This is a genomic window from Nocardioides aurantiacus (assembly GCF_003752505.1).
GTDB lineage: Bacteria > Actinomycetota > Actinomycetes > Propionibacteriales > Nocardioidaceae > Marmoricola > Marmoricola aurantiacus.
Genome location: NZ_RKHO01000001.1, coordinates 3,123,417 through 3,138,407, shown reverse-complemented (window position 1 = coordinate 3,138,407; position 14,991 = coordinate 3,123,417). Strand labels below are relative to the sequence as shown.

At 74.1% G+C, this 14,991-nt stretch carries 14 protein-coding genes and 2 tRNA genes; 10 read left to right on the top strand and 6 right to left on the bottom strand.

Translation table 11 applies throughout. The annotated features are described in order from the left end of the window. Positions 1-66: 66 nt before the first annotated feature. Both EDD33_RS15225 and EDD33_RS15220 read right to left on the bottom strand, forming a co-directional pair. Positions 67-1,320: a YibE/F family protein gene (locus EDD33_RS15225; RefSeq protein ID WP_246003544.1), complete on the bottom strand. Its 1,254-nt coding sequence runs from the start codon at positions 1,318-1,320 to the stop codon at positions 67-69. A 138-nt stretch (positions 1,321-1,458) separates the two neighbouring features. After that, on the bottom strand, positions 1,459-2,475 hold the full coding sequence (locus EDD33_RS15220) for a 3-methyladenine DNA glycosylase (protein WP_246003543.1): 1,017 nt from the start codon (positions 2,473-2,475) through the stop codon (positions 1,459-1,461). A gap of 52 nt (positions 2,476-2,527) precedes the next feature. Between EDD33_RS15220 and EDD33_RS15215 the strand changes: the two genes are divergently transcribed. From EDD33_RS15215 to EDD33_RS15185, 7 genes are all read left to right on the top strand, one after another. Then, a complete protein-coding gene (locus EDD33_RS15215; protein WP_123393512.1) occupies positions 2,528-3,325 on the top strand; it encodes a fumarylacetoacetate hydrolase family protein in 798 nt (265 codons plus the stop codon). Further along, complete coding sequence (gltX, locus tag EDD33_RS15210; RefSeq protein WP_123391822.1) at positions 3,322-4,830, top strand: glutamate--tRNA ligase; 1,509 nt, start codon at positions 3,322-3,324, stop codon at positions 4,828-4,830. The genes EDD33_RS15215 and gltX overlap by 4 nt, the downstream gene beginning before the upstream one ends. Next, entirely contained in the window at positions 4,827-5,909 is a 1,083-nt protein-coding gene (locus tag EDD33_RS15205; protein ID WP_148077110.1) for a CPBP family intramembrane glutamic endopeptidase, read from the top strand. The genes gltX and EDD33_RS15205 overlap by 4 nt, the downstream gene beginning before the upstream one ends. Before the next feature lie 94 nt (positions 5,910-6,003). Further along, positions 6,004-6,075, top strand: a tRNA-Gln gene (locus tag EDD33_RS15200). Between the two features lie 56 nt (positions 6,076-6,131). Next, positions 6,132-6,207 (top strand) — tRNA-Glu (locus EDD33_RS15195). Between the two features lie 107 nt (positions 6,208-6,314). Beyond that, a complete protein-coding gene (locus tag EDD33_RS15190; protein WP_123391820.1) occupies positions 6,315-7,829 on the top strand; it encodes an AlkA N-terminal domain-containing protein in 1,515 nt (504 codons plus the stop codon). Beyond that, a complete protein-coding gene (locus EDD33_RS15185; RefSeq protein WP_342773626.1) occupies positions 7,826-8,470 on the top strand; it encodes a methylated-DNA--[protein]-cysteine S-methyltransferase in 645 nt (214 codons plus the stop codon). Before EDD33_RS15190 ends, EDD33_RS15185 begins: the two co-directional genes overlap by 4 nt. Here the strand turns inward: EDD33_RS15185 and EDD33_RS15180 are convergent. The 3 genes from EDD33_RS15180 to EDD33_RS15170 form a co-directional block, all read right to left on the bottom strand. Continuing rightward, positions 8,467-8,766, bottom strand: a complete 300-nt coding sequence (locus tag EDD33_RS15180; RefSeq protein ID WP_123391819.1) for a DUF6752 domain-containing protein — start codon at positions 8,764-8,766, stop codon at positions 8,467-8,469. The two genes, EDD33_RS15185 and EDD33_RS15180, sit on opposite strands and share 4 nt — an antisense overlap. Further along, a complete protein-coding gene (locus EDD33_RS15175) occupies positions 8,763-10,385 on the bottom strand; it encodes a methyltransferase domain-containing protein (RefSeq protein ID WP_123391818.1) in 1,623 nt (540 codons plus the stop codon). Before EDD33_RS15175 ends, EDD33_RS15180 begins: the two co-directional genes overlap by 4 nt. A gap of 103 nt (positions 10,386-10,488) precedes the next feature. After that, positions 10,489-11,211: an IclR family transcriptional regulator gene (locus EDD33_RS15170; RefSeq protein WP_123391817.1), complete on the bottom strand. Its 723-nt coding sequence runs from the start codon at positions 11,209-11,211 to the stop codon at positions 10,489-10,491. Between the two features lie 144 nt (positions 11,212-11,355). Here EDD33_RS15170 and leuC point away from each other — a divergent pair, with 144 nt between their 5' ends. The 3 genes from leuC to EDD33_RS15155 all read left to right on the top strand — a co-directional run bounded on the left by leuC (position 11,356) and on the right by EDD33_RS15155 (position 14,237). Then, positions 11,356-12,816 (top strand): 3-isopropylmalate dehydratase large subunit, encoded by a 1,461-nt coding sequence (gene leuC / locus EDD33_RS15165; RefSeq protein WP_123391816.1) that lies wholly within the window; start codon positions 11,356-11,358, stop codon positions 12,814-12,816. Positions 12,817-12,819: 3 nt separating this feature from the next. Further along, positions 12,820-13,422, top strand: coding sequence for a 3-isopropylmalate dehydratase small subunit (leuD, locus tag EDD33_RS15160; RefSeq protein ID WP_123391814.1), 603 nt, complete (start codon positions 12,820-12,822; stop codon positions 13,420-13,422). A 104-nt stretch (positions 13,423-13,526) separates the two neighbouring features. Beyond that, positions 13,527-14,237 (top strand): HU family DNA-binding protein, encoded by a 711-nt coding sequence (locus tag EDD33_RS15155; RefSeq protein ID WP_123391813.1) that lies wholly within the window; start codon positions 13,527-13,529, stop codon positions 14,235-14,237. Between the two features lie 80 nt (positions 14,238-14,317). On the opposite strand, the gene cofC is transcribed toward EDD33_RS15155, so the two are convergent. Further along, the gene (gene cofC, locus EDD33_RS15150; RefSeq protein WP_123391812.1) at positions 14,318-14,914 is read right to left on the bottom strand and encodes a 2-phospho-L-lactate guanylyltransferase; all 597 of its coding nucleotides are present in this window, start codon (positions 14,912-14,914) and stop codon (positions 14,318-14,320) included. Positions 14,915-14,991: the final 77 nt, after the last annotated feature.

Sequence of the window (14,991 nt, the reverse complement as noted above, 5' to 3'; positions counted from 1 at the left end):
GGGCGCCCGGGACGTCCGTGCGCACGGCGCGGTCCACCGCCCGCAGCCCCACCGCTCGACGAGCCGCTACCCCGCGCGGTGGGACGTGGCGCCCGCACCGACCCGGACCCGCGGTCCCTCGACGGTCAGGGCGGCGATGGCGGTGGTGATCGGGACGGCGAGGACGAGGCCGATGCCCGAGGCGAGGGTGCGGACGATCTCCTCGGCGATCTCCTCGGTCGAGACCAGCGAGAGGGCGGGACGCTCGTAGAAGTAGAGGAGCAGCAGCACCGACAGCGCCGCGCCGGAGTAGGCGAACACGACGGTGTAGATGGTCGAGGCGATGTGGTCGCGGCCGATCCGCATGGCGCGCGAGAACAGCTCGGCCCGGCCGAGCTCGGGGGCGACGCCGCGCAGCTCCCAGACCGAGGACGCCTGGGTGATGGTGACGTCGTTGAGGACGCCGAGGCCGGCGACGATCACCGCGCAGGTCAGGAGGCCCTGGAAGTCCAGGTCGGTGACGAAGGTCGAGAGCAGCGACCCGGTCTCGTCGCTGACCCCGCTGAGCCGGGTCCGGTCGATGGCCAGCACGCCGATCAGGGCGGTGACGGCGACGCCGAGCAGGGTGCCGGCCAGCGCCGCGCTGGTGCGGATCGACAGGCCGTGGGCGAGGTAGAGGACGACGTACATGATCGCGGAGGAGCCGACCACCGCCACGAGCAGGCCGTCGGACCCCTCGAGCAGCGCGGGCAGCATGAACCGCACCAGCACGAAGGCACCGAAGCCCAGGCCCACCAGCGCCAGGACGCCGCGCAGCCGGGCGACGGCGGCGACCGCGAGCACGAAGGCGAGCGCGAGCCAGCCCACCGGTGCGTTGCGGTCGACGCTGAAGAAGGAGAACTGCTGCTCGGTGCCGGTCGGCTCGGCGCCGCTGTCGGGCAGCTGCATCACCTCGATGCGGTCACCGGCGCGCAGCCCCGAGCTGCTGACCTCGGGCGGCACCTGGATCGAGATCCGCTCGCCCTCGCGGCTGCCCGAGAGCACGGTCGCGCGGACCGCGCCGCAGCGCTGGCCGTCCTCGCCGCCCTGCGCGCTGGCCTCCGCGCTCTCGCAGGCCGGGGCGACCGCGGTCACGTCGGCCTTGTGGAAGGTCACACCGGGGGCCGCGAACGCCGCGCTCGGGTCCTCCACCTGGGGGTCGCCCGACGGCCAGAGCAGCACCAGCCCCAGCACGGTGGCGAGGCCCGCGACGGCCAATGAGACCAGCAGGGCGACACGCGCGGCGGGCCGGACGGCCACCTCGGCCAGGTCGGCGGGGTCGTGGACGTGCGAGTGGCTCACCGGGGGCCTTCCGGGCGGGCGGTCATGGCGGGGGCCAGTGGACCACACCGGCGCGGCCGCACCGGGACGCTGCCGCCGCTGCGGCGGCAGCCGCGGCCGGCCCGAGGACCCGCAGCGCGTCGTCGACCTCGGGTTCGCTCAGGAGGTGCCGGTCCCGACGGACCGCGCAGGGCGACCGACCACGTCGGAGCCCGCGGGACCGCTCGTGCGCCCGGGCCAGGAGCCGGTCGGAACCGGTCCGGCCGGCTCTGCCACGGGGTGCTCGGCGGCGGCGAGCAGCCGCTCGCACCACGTGACGAGCGCCGCCCGCAGCGGGGCGCCGCGCTCGGCGAACCCGCGCTGCGCCGCGGCGTACTCCTGCTTGCCCTCGACGGTCTCGATCCGCACCGGGGTGTAGCCGTGCCCGGCCAGGTCGTACGGCGAGGCGCGCATGTCGAGCTCGCGGATGTCCCACGCCAGCGCGAAGCAGTCGGCCACCAGCTCGCTGGGCACGAGCGGGCTGAGGCGGAAGGCGTGCTTGTAGAGGTCCATCCCCGCGTGCAGGCACCCCGGCTGCTCGTACGCCGCCCGGTCGTCGCGGCCCGGCGAGAGGGTGTTCAGCGGCCGGGCGGTGTCGGTGAAGAAGCGGAACGCGTCGAAGTGCGAGCAGGCGATCCGGTGCCCCTCGACGACCGCGTCGGTGCCGGCGCCGCCGAGCCGCAGGGGCAGGTCGTGCCGGGTGCCGTCGTCGGGCAGCCGGTGCACCATCGCCCACTCGTGCAGCCCGAAGCACCCGAGCGTCGCCGGCCGCCCCTGGGTGGCCACCAGCAGCCGGTGGATCGCCTCCACCACCGGCCGCTGCTTGGCGAGGTGGTCGCGGCCGACGGATAGTCCGAGACGTTCGGCACCGTCGGAAGGGGACGTGGGGGTGCCGAACGTCTCGGAGTATCCCCGCGCACCGTCGAACTCCGGCGCGTCCAGCAGCACCACCCCCCAGCCCGGGTGCCAGCGGCGGAGCGCGGCGGGGCGCTGGGAGTAGTAGGTGAACAGGAAGTCGTGGACGGGGTGCTTCTCGCCGCTGCGGCGGCGCTCGAGGTGGGGCTGCACCCAGACGTCGACGCGCTCGGCGTGCGCGCGGGCACGCGCCTGCCAGGCGTCGCGGGCGAGGATCTCCACAGGCGACGACGGTAGTTCCTCCGGCCCCGTCGGCGCTCGGTAGGCTCACGTGGTGCGTATCGCCAGGTTCACCACCGGGGACGACCCCCGCTTCGGGCTCGTCACCGGAGACGTCGACGACCACGGGATCCCCGACGAGGACTCCCTGATCACCGCGCTGGTGGGTGACCCGCTCTACGTCGGCCTGCAGCCGACCGACGAGCAGGTCCGCCTCGCCGACGCCCGGCTGCTGTCGCCGGTGCTGCCGCGCAGCAAGGTGGTGGGCATCGGTCGCAACTACGCCGCCCACGCCGCCGAGCTGGGCCACGACCTGCCCGAGGAGCCGTTGATGTTCCTCAAGCCCAACACCTCGGTGGTGGGCCCGGGCGACCCGGTGTTCTACCCCCGCCAGACCGAGGAGCTGCACTACGAGGGCGAGCTCGCCGTCGTGATCAGCCGGATCTGCCGCGACGTGCCGAAGGAGAAGTGGGCCGACGTGGTCCACGGCTTCACCATCGGCAACGACGTCACCGCGCGCGACCTGCAGCGCAAGGACGGCCAGTTCACCCGGGCCAAGGGGTTCGACTCCTTCTGCCCGCTCGGCCCGTGGGTCGAGACCGAGCTCGACGTCAGCGACCTGCGGGTGCAGACCTTCCTCAACGGCGACGTGAAGCAGGACGGCCGCACCAGCGACCTCATCTTCGACGTCCCGACGCTGATCGCCCACGTCACCAGCGTGATGACGCTGCTGCCCGGCGACGTGATCCTCACCGGCACCCCCGAGGGTGTCGGTCCGATGGAGGCCGGTGACGAGGTCGAGGTCGTCGTCCAGGGCATCGGCAGCCTGACCAACAAGGTGGTACGCCGATGAGCACCGACTCCGTCCTGGGTGACCTCGCCCCCGAGCAGGTCCGGGTGCGGTTCCCCCCGAGCCCGACCGGCAACCTCCACGTCGGCAACGTCCGCTCGGCGCTGTTCAACTGGGCCTTCGCCCGTCACCACGGCGGCACCCTCGTGCTGCGCATCGAGGACACCGACCTCGCCCGCAACACCCCCGAGGGCTACGCCTCGGTGATGGACGCCCTGGCCTGGCTCGGCATCGACTACGACGAGGGCCCGGGCGTCGGCGGGCCGTCCGGCCCCTACCTGCAGTCCGAGCGGTTCGACACCTACCGCGACGTCGTCGCGCGGCTGCGGGAGTCGGGAGCGGCGTACGACTGCTACTGCACCAACGAGGAGGTCGAGGCGCGCCGCAAGGCCTCGGGCTCCAAGGTCCAGGGCTACGACGGCCACTGCCGCGCGCTCACCGACCAGCACCGCGCCGCCCTCGAGGCCGAGGGTCGCAGCCACGTCGTCCGCGTGCGGATGCCCGACCGTCCCATCGTCTTCGACGACCTGGTCCGCGGCGAGGTCACCTTCCTGCCCGAGCACGTGCCCGACTTCGCGATCGTGCGCGCCAACGGCGACCCGCTCTACACGCTGGTCAACCCGGTCGACGACGCCCTCATGGGCATCACCCACGTGCTCCGCGGCGAGGACCTGCTCTCCAGCACCCCGCGCCAGGTCGCGCTCTACGAGGCCCTCGAGGCGATCGGGATCGGCACCGGCGCCCCGCGCTTCGGCCACCTGCCGATCGTGATGGGGGAGGGCAACAAGCGGCTCTCCAAGCGCGACGCCGGCTCGGGCCTCGCGGAGTACGTCGAGCGCGGCTTCCTGCCGGCCGGCCTGCTCAACTACCTCGCGCTGCTCGGCTGGGGCATCGCCGAGGACCGCGACGTGTTCACGATGGCCGAGATGGCCGAGGCCTTCGACATCCGCCGGGTCAACCCCAACCCGGCCCGCTTCGACCTCAAGAAGCTCGAGGCGATCAACGCCGCCCACATGCGGCTGCTGAGCGTGCAGGAGCTCGAGGAGCGGCTGCTGCCGTTCCTGGTCGAGGCCGACCTCGTCGCCGACCCGCCGACGCCCGAGGAGCAGCTGAAGCTCACCGAGGGGAGCGTGCTGGTCCACGAGCGCGTCGGGACGCTGGGGGAGGGAGCCGACATGCTGGCCTTCCTGTTCCTGGACGAGCCGGTCTACGACGAGGCCGACGTGGCCAAGCTCCTCTCGGGCGACGGCGGCCGCATCGTCGAGGCATCCCACGACGCGCTGGCGGCCCTCGACGACTGGACCACCCCGGCCATCGAGGAGGCGCTGCGCGCGGCGCTGATCGACGGGCTCGGCCTGAAGCCCCGCGTCGCCTTCGGGCCGGTGCGGGTGGCCGTGACCGGGCGTCGGGTGTCGCCGCCGCTCTTCGAGTCCCTCGAGCTGCTCGGGCGGGAGGCGTCGCTGGCCCGGCTGGCCGGGGCGCCCCGTCCCGAGGCGCCCGCCTCGTGAGCGCGGGCTACCCGCCCCCGCCGTACGCCGGGCCGCCCGGCTACCCCCCGCCGCAGGGTCCGCCCCAGGGTCCGCCCCAGGGGACGCAGCAGGGTCCGCCGCCCGGGTGGGCCCCACGCCCGAGCCACCCGCACCCCGAGCCCCGCTCCTACCCCCTCATGCTCCGCACCTGGAGCTATGCCTGGTGGCGCCCGGTGGTCGGCATCCTCACCATGGTCGTGGGCGGCCTGATCGTCTTCCCGCTCGTGCTGATCCCGATCCTGTTCATCGGGGTCGCCCTCGAGGGCGGGGAGGGCTCCTACGGCGACCGGGTCGAGGCCGCGGCGTCGCTGACCTCGGTCACGCCCAGCTCGATGCTCTACCTCAACCTCGCGCTCGCGTCGCTGACCGTCCTGGCGATGCTCATCGTGCGGGTCGTCCACGGCATGCGGCCGAGGTGGCTGGCCTCGGTGCGGCCGGGCATCCGCTGGCGCTTCCTGTGGGCCTGTGCGGGCCTGTCGGTGGTCGCCCTGGTCGTCTCCACGGCGATCAGCCTGCTGCTGCCCGCCGGGCCGCAGGACACCGTCAGCGGGCAGGCGGCGTTCCCGACGGGGCAGCTGCTCGCCACCACCGTCGTGATCCTGCTGACGACGCCGCTGCAGGCCATCGGGGAGGAGTACGCCTTCCGGGGCTACCTGATGCAGGCCTTCGGCTCGCTCCTCGGCAATCCCTGGGTGGCCCTGGTCGCCACCTCGGTGCTGTTCGCCTTCGCCCACGGCGCGCAGAACTTCCCGCTGTTCTTCGACCGGTTCGCCTTCGGCATGATCGCCGGGACCACCGTGATCCTGCTCGGCGGCCTCGAGGCCGGCATCGCGCTGCACGTGGTCAACAACCTGGTCGCGTTCGGCTTCGCGATCGCCTTCGACCAGCTCTCCGGGACCCTGACGGTCTCCGAGGCCTCGTGGTGGCAGCTGCCCGTGACCGTCGTGCAGAACGGCCTCTACCTCGTGCTGGTGCTGGTCGTGGCGCGGCGGATGGGCCTCGAGCGGACCAGCAGCCCGCCCCAGGTGGAGCGGGGCGGCGTACCTCACACCGTCTGAGGGCGCCCCCGATTGGTGGCGCCGGAGCCGGATGTGTATCTTTGACCCTCGGTTCGCCCCACAGCCTCCGGGCCTGACAGGCGGACCGATCCCATGGGGTATGGGGTAATTGGCAGCCCGACTGGTTCTGGTCCAGTTAGTCTAGGTTCGAGTCCTAGTACCCCAGCGATGTCACGGATTTGGTGGCTGGTTCAACCAGCCGATACAGTTCCGCTGGCTCAGGCCCCCGTTGTGTAGTGGCCTAGCACGCCGCCCTCTCAAGGCGGTAGCGCGGGTTCGAATCCCGTCGGGGGTACCACCCAGCAGCCCGGTCTCGCAGAGGCCGGGCTGCTGTGCTTGCCGGGCTCGTGCGTGCGCGTCCGATTCCCGCGAGGACCGGGTCGGGTCGGCAGGCACACTGGTGCCATGACCGGCACCGACACCGAGTGGGAGGCGCGCTACCGCGCCGTGCAGGGGCGCGACCGCCGCTTCGACGGCATGTTCTACACCGCGGTCCGCACCACCGGCATCTACTGCCGCCCCTCCTGCCCCGCGATCACCCCGCGCCGGCACAACGTCACCTTCTTCCCGACGGCGGCGGGGGCCCAGGACGCCGGCTTCCGGGCGTGCCGGCGGTGCCTGCCCGACGCCACCCCGGGGTCGCCCCGCTGGGACGTCGTGGCCGACGCCGCCGGCCGCGCCATGCGCCTGGTCGCCGACGGGGTCGTGGAGCGCGAGGGCGTCGAGGGGCTGGCCTCCCGGCTGGGCTACTCGGTGCGTCAGCTGCACCGCGTCGTCACCGGGGAGTACGGCGCCGGGCCGCTCGCGCTGGCCCGGTCGCGCCGCGCGCAGACCGCCCGGGTGCTGATCGAGACCACCGACCTCCGCTTCGCCGACGTGGCCTTCGCCGCCGGCTTCACCAGCGTGCGGCAGTTCAACGACACCGTCCGCGAGGTGTACGCCGCCTCGCCCACCCAGCTGCGCGCCGCCGCCTCCGGGCACCGCCCCAGCCTGGTGCCGGGCACGCTGCACACCCGGGTCGCGGTGCGCGAGCCGTTCGCGGCGGCCGACCTGCACTGGTTCCTCGCCGTGCACGCCGTGCCGGGCCTGGAGGCGGTGGGCGAGGACTGGTACGAGCGCTCGCTGCGGCTGCCGCACGGCCCGGGCGTGGTCCGGGTCGACCTCAGTGGCCGTACGCCGGGCGTGGTGCCGTGCACCCTGACGCTGGCCGACACCCGCGACCTGGCGCCGGCCACCGAGCGCGCCCGGCGGCTGCTGGACGCCGACGCCGACCCCCTCGCGGTCGACGCCGCGCTCGCCGAGGACGAGCTGCTGGCGCCCCTGGTGGGTGCGCGTCCGGGCCTGCGGGTCCCCGGCCAGCTCGACGGCGCCGAGGTGGCCGTGCAGACCGTCCTGGGGCAGCAGGTGAGCCTGGCCTCGGCCCGTACCGCCGCCGCCCGCCTCGTCGAGCGCTGGGGCGACCCGCTGGGCCTCGAGGGCCCGCACGAGGTGACCCGGCTGTTCCCGTCGCCGGAGACGCTGGCCGCGCTCGACCCGGAGGACCCCGAGGTGCTCCGGATGCCGCGTGCCCGCGCCCGGGCGCTGACCACGCTGGCCGGCGCCCTGGCCGACGGCACGGTCGTGCTCGACCGCAGCGTGGACCGCGCCGAGACCCGGGCGGCGATGACCGGCCTGCGCGGCATCGGCCCCTGGACGGCCGACTACGTCGCCATGCGCGCCCTCGGCGACCCCGACGTCTACCTGCCCACCGACATCGGCGTGCGCAACGCCGCCACCGCGCTCGGGATCGACGACGTCACCCGGCGCAGCGACGACTGGCGACCGTGGCGTTCCTACGCGCTGCTGCGGCTGTGGTCGGTCGTGCTCGACCAGCTCCGCGAGCGCGAGCAGCGCCGCGACACCACGAGGAGGCACCCGTGAGCACCCACGACACCCTGGCCACCGCCCCCGACGGGGCGGCCGACGAGGCGGCCGCCGAGCCGGCCCGCGGCGACGCGAGCAGCGCCTGGACCGAGGTCGGCTCGCCGATCGGGCCGCTCCGCCTGGTCGCCCGCGGCGAGGCGCTGCGGGCCATCGGGTTCAGCCCCTGGCCGCCGGCCGAGGTCGAGGCCGTGGGCGAGCGCGACGACGACCTGCCGGTGCTGCGGCGCACGGCCGAGCAGCTCGCGGCGTACTTCGCCGGCGACCTGCGCGAGTTCGACCTCCCGCTCGACCCCGGCGGCACGCCGTTCCAGCAGCGGGTGTGGGCCGAGCTCGCTCAGATCGGCTACGGCACCACCACGTCCTACGGCGAGGTGGCCCGCCGCCTGGGCATGACCCACGCCGCCTCCCGGGCGGTCGGGCTGGCCAACGGCCGCAACCCGATCCCCGTCGTGGTGCCCTGCCACCGCGTCGTCGGGGCCGACGGCCGGCTGACCGGCTACGCCGGCGGGCTGGAGCGCAAGCAGCTGCTGCTCGACCTCGAGCGCCCCGGCCTGTTCGAGGTCGGCCCCCCGCCGCACCGCGACTCCGACCTGCCCGAGGGTGGGTCGCCGGTCGAGGGTCCGTCCACGACCGGCTAGGGCGGGAAGGACTCGTCGCGGTAGCGCTGCAGCAGCTCGCGCACCTTCTCCTCGTCGCGGTCCGCGAGCGGCACCAGGAGCTCGGCCACCACGTCGGTCAGCTCGGCCACGCGGCGCTGCAGCCGGCGGTTCTCGTGCACCGCGGCCTCGACCTCGCGCAGGCGTTCGGGCAACGAGAGCAGGGCGGCGATCCGGCCGCGCCGCACGGGCGGTGCCCCGTCGAGCACCAGACGTCCTCCGGCGGTCGCGCGGATCGTCGTACGACGGCTGCGCACCGCGTCGCTGAAGCGGCTCACGGGGTCTCCTCGGGGGTGGCGGTGACAGGACGGGGCGGGCGGGTCGGGCGGAGGTGGTCCCAGCGGACCTCGAGCCGGGACACCCAGGGGTCGTCCGCGCCGAGGACGTCGTGCCCGGCGACGTGCTCCTCGTGGGTGACGCGCCCGCCGGCGGCCTCCACCTCGGCCCGGAGCGCGTCGGTGGAGACGCGCGAGACCATGCCGCCGAGCCGGTCGGGGGGCAGGTCGGCGCGGGTGGCGGCCTGCTCGAGCAGCAGCGCGCCGCCGCGACGCAGCGCCATCGAGCACACCCGCCACAGGTGGGTGCGGGCCTCCAGGTCCAGGCACCCCAGCAGCCCCCGGGCGCAGAGCCAGGGCGGGGACTCCTCGCGCGCCAGCTCGGCGCCGGCGACGAGCGCGGTGCGGGCGTCGTTCAGGCTCAGCACGCGTACGTCGGGCGCGGCCGCGCCCGCCCGGGCGATCCGCCGCCGCGAGTGGGTCAGCGCGGCGCCGGCGTAGTCGAGGGCCGTCACGCGGTGTCCGCGGCGGCGGAAGAAGGCGGCGTCGCGGCCGGTGCCGGACCCGACGTCGACGACGACGGCCCCGGCGGGCACCCGCTCGGCGGCCCACCGGGCGAAGTCGCTGCCGCCCTTGGGCAGGTCGGGGCCGCGGGAGCGGTAGAGCTCGTTCCACTCCGCCACCCCGTCGCGGGGGCCGCGCAGCCAGCCGTCGAGGCGCCAGATGCCGGCGGCCGGGTCGAGGGGGACGAAGGCCGGGTCGGGCACCCGCCAGGAGTCGCCGTACAGGAAGGCCAGCACGCGCTCGGGATCGGCCGGCGCGGCCAGCTCGACGCTCTCCAGCACCACCGTGGAGGCCGGGGTCAGCGCCTCGGCGGGCAGGGCGCCGCTGCGGCCGCCGAGCTGGTAGTACACGCCGTTCGCGTGGAAGGCGCCGAACACGTCGATCTGGACGACACGACCGTCGTCGAGCCGGAGGAACAGCTTGAGGTCGGCGCCCGACATCCGCACGACCTTCCAGCCGAGCCGGCGCAGGCCCCGCTCCATCGCGAAGGACTCGCGCACCACGTCGACGGGGTGCGCGTGGTGGCTGTAGTAGGCCAGGTCGGCGTCGGAGTCGTGGCCGATCATCCGGCCGTCGCGCACCGCGCCGAGCAGGCAGCCGTAGCTGAGGTGGGCGTCGACGCCGAGGTGGTCCCGCAGGTCGGCCAGCGCCCGCGCCGCACCGAGGGCGACCTGGCGGCGCCCGTCGTCGGAGGTCTCGGAGAAGACGCGGGTGAGGTGGTGGGCCCGGTCCACGGCCAGCGGGTGGCCGTGGCGGTCGACCAGCCGCAGCGGCTCGGCGACCCCGCCGAAGCGGACCACCTCGTCGAGGTGCAGCACGGTGCCGGCGGCGTCGGTGACCCGCACCCGGGTGGTGCCGCGCAGCCTCTCCCCGAGGACGACCGGCCAGGCGACGCGGCGGGCGCCGCCCACGACGTCGCCGTCGCGGCGGGGCGTGAACGACCACACGAACTGGTCCTCGAACCGCACCACCACCGAGCCCTCGACGTCGGGCACGAGGAGACCGTCGTCGTCCACGGCCGCACCCGACCCGCGCCCGCGCACGTCGGGGAGCGGCATCGGGGCCTCCAAGGTGAGGGCGGACGACCGGGAAAAGACCATCAGGACACTACAGTTCACCGGCCCCGAAGGGGTGAGCCCGCGCCGTGCGCCGACCCTGTGACTAGTCGGAGGAGGAGCGGCGCAGCGACTCCGAGAGCCGCTCGGCCGCGGCGAGCACCGCCGGGGCGTGCATCCGCCCGGGCTGGCGCGAGAGCCGCTCGAGGGGGCCCGAGACCGACACGGCTGCGATGATCTTGCCGCTGGGGGAGCGCACCGGGGCCGAGACCGAGGCCACGCCCTGCTCGCGCTCGCCGATCGACTGGGCCCAGCCGCGGCGGCGGATGCCGGCCAGGGCGGTGGCGGAGTACGCCGCGTGCTGCAGCCCGCGGTGCATCCGCTCGGGGTCCTCCCACGCGAGCAGGACCTGCGCGGCCGACCCGGCGCGCATCGTCAGCTGCGACCCGACGGGGATGGTGTCGCGCAGCCCGCTGGGGCGCTCGGCGGCGGCGACGCACACGCGGTGGTCGCCCTGACGGCGCCACAGCTGGGCGGACTCGCCGGTGATGTCGCGCAGTCGCGCCAGCACGGGGCCGGCGGTGGCGAGCAGGCGGTCCTCGCCCGCGGCGGCCGAGAGCTCGGAGAGCCGGGGCCCCAGGACGAACCGTCCCTGCATGTCCCGTGCCACGAGCCGGTGGTGCTCGAGCGCGACCGCCAGGCGGTGGGCCGTGGGGCGCGCCAGACCGGTCCCGGCCACGAGACCGGCGAGGGTCGCCGGGCCGGACTCGAGGGCCGTGAGCACGAGGGCGGCCTTGTCGAGCACGCCCACTCCGCTGGAGTTGTCCATGATGTAATACTGCCGTCTCAGATGTTGGGATGCAAAGCCGCGGGATTTCGCGGCGGCGCCGGACTTGTCGTTCAGTTGGATCCAGGACGCCGGCGAGGGTCCGCAGGCGTTCAGCATGTGAAACGAGAGGGGTCGGAAGAGGTCATGGCCACAGCAGCCGGGAATACCGAGGTTGGCGGCACACCGCCACGCACGTTGTCCGAGAAGGTGTGGGACGAGCACGTCGTCCGCAGTGCCGACGGCGAGCCGGACCTGTTGTTCATCGACCTCCACCTCATCCACGAGGTGACCAGCCCGCAGGCCTTCGAGGGCCTGCGGCTCGCCGGTCGCGGCGTACGTCGGCCCGAACTGACCCTGGCCACCGAGGACCACAACGTGCCCACGGTCGACTGGGACAAGCCGATCGCCGACCCCGTCTCCCGCACCCAGGTCGACACCCTGCGGGCCAACGCCGAGGAGTTCGGGGTGCGCCTGCACCGGCTCGGCGACAAGGAGCAGGGGATCGTCCACATCATCGGCCCGCAGCTGGGCCTGACCCAGCCGGGCATGACGATCGTGTGCGGCGACAGCCACACCTCCACGCACGGCGCCTTCGGTGCGATCGCCTTCGGCATCGGCACCTCCGAGGTCGAGCACGTGCTCGCGACCCAGACGCTGATGCAGACCCGGCCCCGGACGATGGCCGTCACCGTGAACGGCTCGCTGCCCGAGGGCGTCACCGCCAAGGACCTCGTGCTCACGCTGATCACCCACACCGGCACCGGCGGCGGCCAGGGCTACATCGTGGAGTACCGCGGTCAGGCCATCGAGGAGCTCTCCATGGAGGGCCGGATGACCGTGTGCAACATGAGCATCGAGTGGGGCGCGAAGGCCGGCCTGATCGCCCCCGACCAGACCACCTTCGACTACATCGAGGGCCGGACCGAGGCGCCGAAGGGCGCCGACTGGGACGCCGCGGTGGAGCACTGGACGAGCCTGCGCACCGACGACGACGCCCAGTTCGACGCCGAGATCGTCCTCGACGCCTCGACCATGACGCCGTTCGTCACCTGGGGCACCAACCCCGGCCAGGGCGTGCCGCTGGGCGGCGCCGTCCCCGACCCCGCGTCCTTCGAGGACGACGACGACCGCGTGGCCGCCGAGAACGCCCTGCGCTACATGGCCCTCGAGGCCGGCACCCCGATGCGCGAGGTCGCGGTCGACACCGTCTTCGTGGGCTCGTGCACCAACGGTCGCATCGAGGACCTCCGTCTGGCCGCCGGGATCCTGCGCGGTCGCACCGTCGACGCCGACACCCGTCTGCTCGTCGTCCCGGGCTCGGCCCGCGTGCGGCTGCAGGCCGAGGACGAGGGCCTCGACGTGATCTTCAAGGAGGCCGGTGCGGAGTGGCGCGGCGCGGGCTGCTCGATGTGCCTGGGCATGAACCCCGACCAGCTCGCCCCCGGCGAGCGCAGCGCGTCCACGTCCAACCGCAACTTCGAGGGCCGCCAGGGCAAGGGTGGTCGCACCCACCTGGTCTCCGTCCCGGTCGCCGCCGCCACCGCGGTCCGCGGCACGCTGTCCTCGCCCGCCGACCTCGAGCCCGTCGAGACCCAGGAGGCCTGAGCCGTGGACCCCTTCACCACCCACACCGGGGTCGGCGTACCGCTGCGGCGCAGCAACGTCGACACCGACCAGATCATCCCCGCGGTCTACCTCAAGCGGGTGACCCGCACCGGCTTCGAGGACGGGCTGTTCGCCGCCTGGCGCAACGACCCGGAGTTCGTGCTCAACCGTCCGGAGTACGCCGAGGGCTCGGTCCTCGTCGCCGGGCCCGACTTCGGCACCGGCTCCTCGCGCGAGCACGCGGTGTGGGCGCTGCAGAACTACGGCTTCCGGGCCGTGATCAGCTCCCGCTTCGCCGACATCTTCCGCGGCAACTCCGGCAAGGCCGGGCTTCTCGCCGCCCAGGTCGACGAGAAGGTCGTGCAGCGCCTGTGGGACCACCTCGCGGAGCACCCGGGTGCGACGGTGACCGTCGACCTCGAGACCCGCACCGTGCGTGCGGGGGAGGGCCCCGACGCGATCGAGGACTCCTTCGACATCGACGACTACACCCGCTGGCGGCTGCTCGAGGGCCTCGACGACATCGGCATCACGCTCTCGCACGCGGACGACATCACCGCGTTCGAGCAGCACCGGCCGTCCTGGAAGCCGGTCACCCAGCACTGAGCCGCCACCTCGGACGCCTCGTTGTGGTGCGCGTCACGACCCCCTAGCGTGCTCTGCACGGCCGGGCACGAGGCCCCGTCGGTGCGTCCGCGAAGGGGACCAGCGTGAACAAGAGCCAGCTGATCGACACCCTGGCGGCACGGTTCGAGGGCAACCGCAAGGCGGCGGCCCACGCCCTCGACTCCGTGCTCGACACGATCACCCGTGAGGTGGCCAAGGGCGAGAAGGTCGCCATCACCGGCTTCGGCTCGTTCGAGAAGCGCGTCCGCGGAGCCCGCTGGGTGCGCAACCCCTCCACCGGCGCGCGGATGCAGTCCTCGGAGAAGGCCGTGCCCGCCTTCAAGCCCGGAGCGCAGCTGCGTGACGTGGTGTCGGGGGCCAAGAAGCTGCCCGCGCTGACGCTGGCCGCCGTCGAGGCCGCCGCCCCCGCCGTCGCCCAGCCCGCCATCGCCCAGGCCGCGGCCGTCGCCCGCCGGGCCGCCGGTGGCGGCTCCTCCGACTCCACGCCCGCGACGAGGTCGACGACGAAGAAGTCGCCGGCCAAGAAGTCGACGACCACGAAGTCCTCCGCCGCCTCGTCCCCGGCGAAGAAGTCTCCCGCCAAGAAGTCCTCGGCGAAGAAGTCCCCCGCCAAGAAGTCGACGGCGAAGAAGTCGACGGCGAAGAATTCGCCGGCCAAGAAGTCGACGACCGCGAAGTCCTCCGCCGCCTCGTCCCCGGCGAAGAAGTCCTCGGCGAAGAAGTCGACGGCGAAGAAGTCGCCCGCCAAGAAGTCGACCACCGAGAAGTCGGCGGCGAAGAAGTCCGGCAGCTGAGGCGGTAGTCCCTGACGTTGTCGCCCTGGAACCACCCCGGGAGGGGCGCGAACGTCAGGGACCACCCGGTCGGCCCGGGGCTACCCGGCCGGAGTGACGCCCAGGGCGGCGCGGGTGTGGACGCCGACGCCGAGGTCGAGGGCGGCCCGCAGGTCCACGTCGGTGTCGACGTCGCGACGCAGCGTGGGGACCTCCGCACGCACGGGCGCCGCGCCGGACACCTCGTGGCGCGCGGCCGAGCCGTCGCCGAAGCGGGGGTCGAGGTCGGTGCCGGGGCCCGCGGCGAGCAGCGTCGTACCGGTGCCGTCGGCGTCCGCGACGTACCACCGCGCGTGCAGCCCGGCGCCGAGCGCCGTGTCGAGGTCGGAGGTGCGCAGCGCGGGGAGGTCGGCGAGCAGGGCTGCGACGCCCAGGCCCGGGTGACGCAGCCGCACCTCGCGCTCGGCGACGCGCAGCGCCAGGTTGAGGTCGCCGTCGCCCTCGTCACCGATCGCCTCGCCGAAGCCGTCCTCGTCGGTGACCACGTAGGTGTGCGCGACCGACGCGCTGCTCCGGACGGCGGCGAGCGCGTCGAGGGCGAAGGCCCGCATCAGCAGGTCGCGGTCCGGCCGGGGCGAGAGCCGGGTCTTGGCCCGGGCCAGGGTCTTGACCGGGACCAGCAGGACGAACGTGGACATCCGCCCGATCATCCCAGAGCGGCAGACCCGGGCGACACCGCCGCCCGGCGATAGGCTCGCGTCCGGCGCGGGCCCAG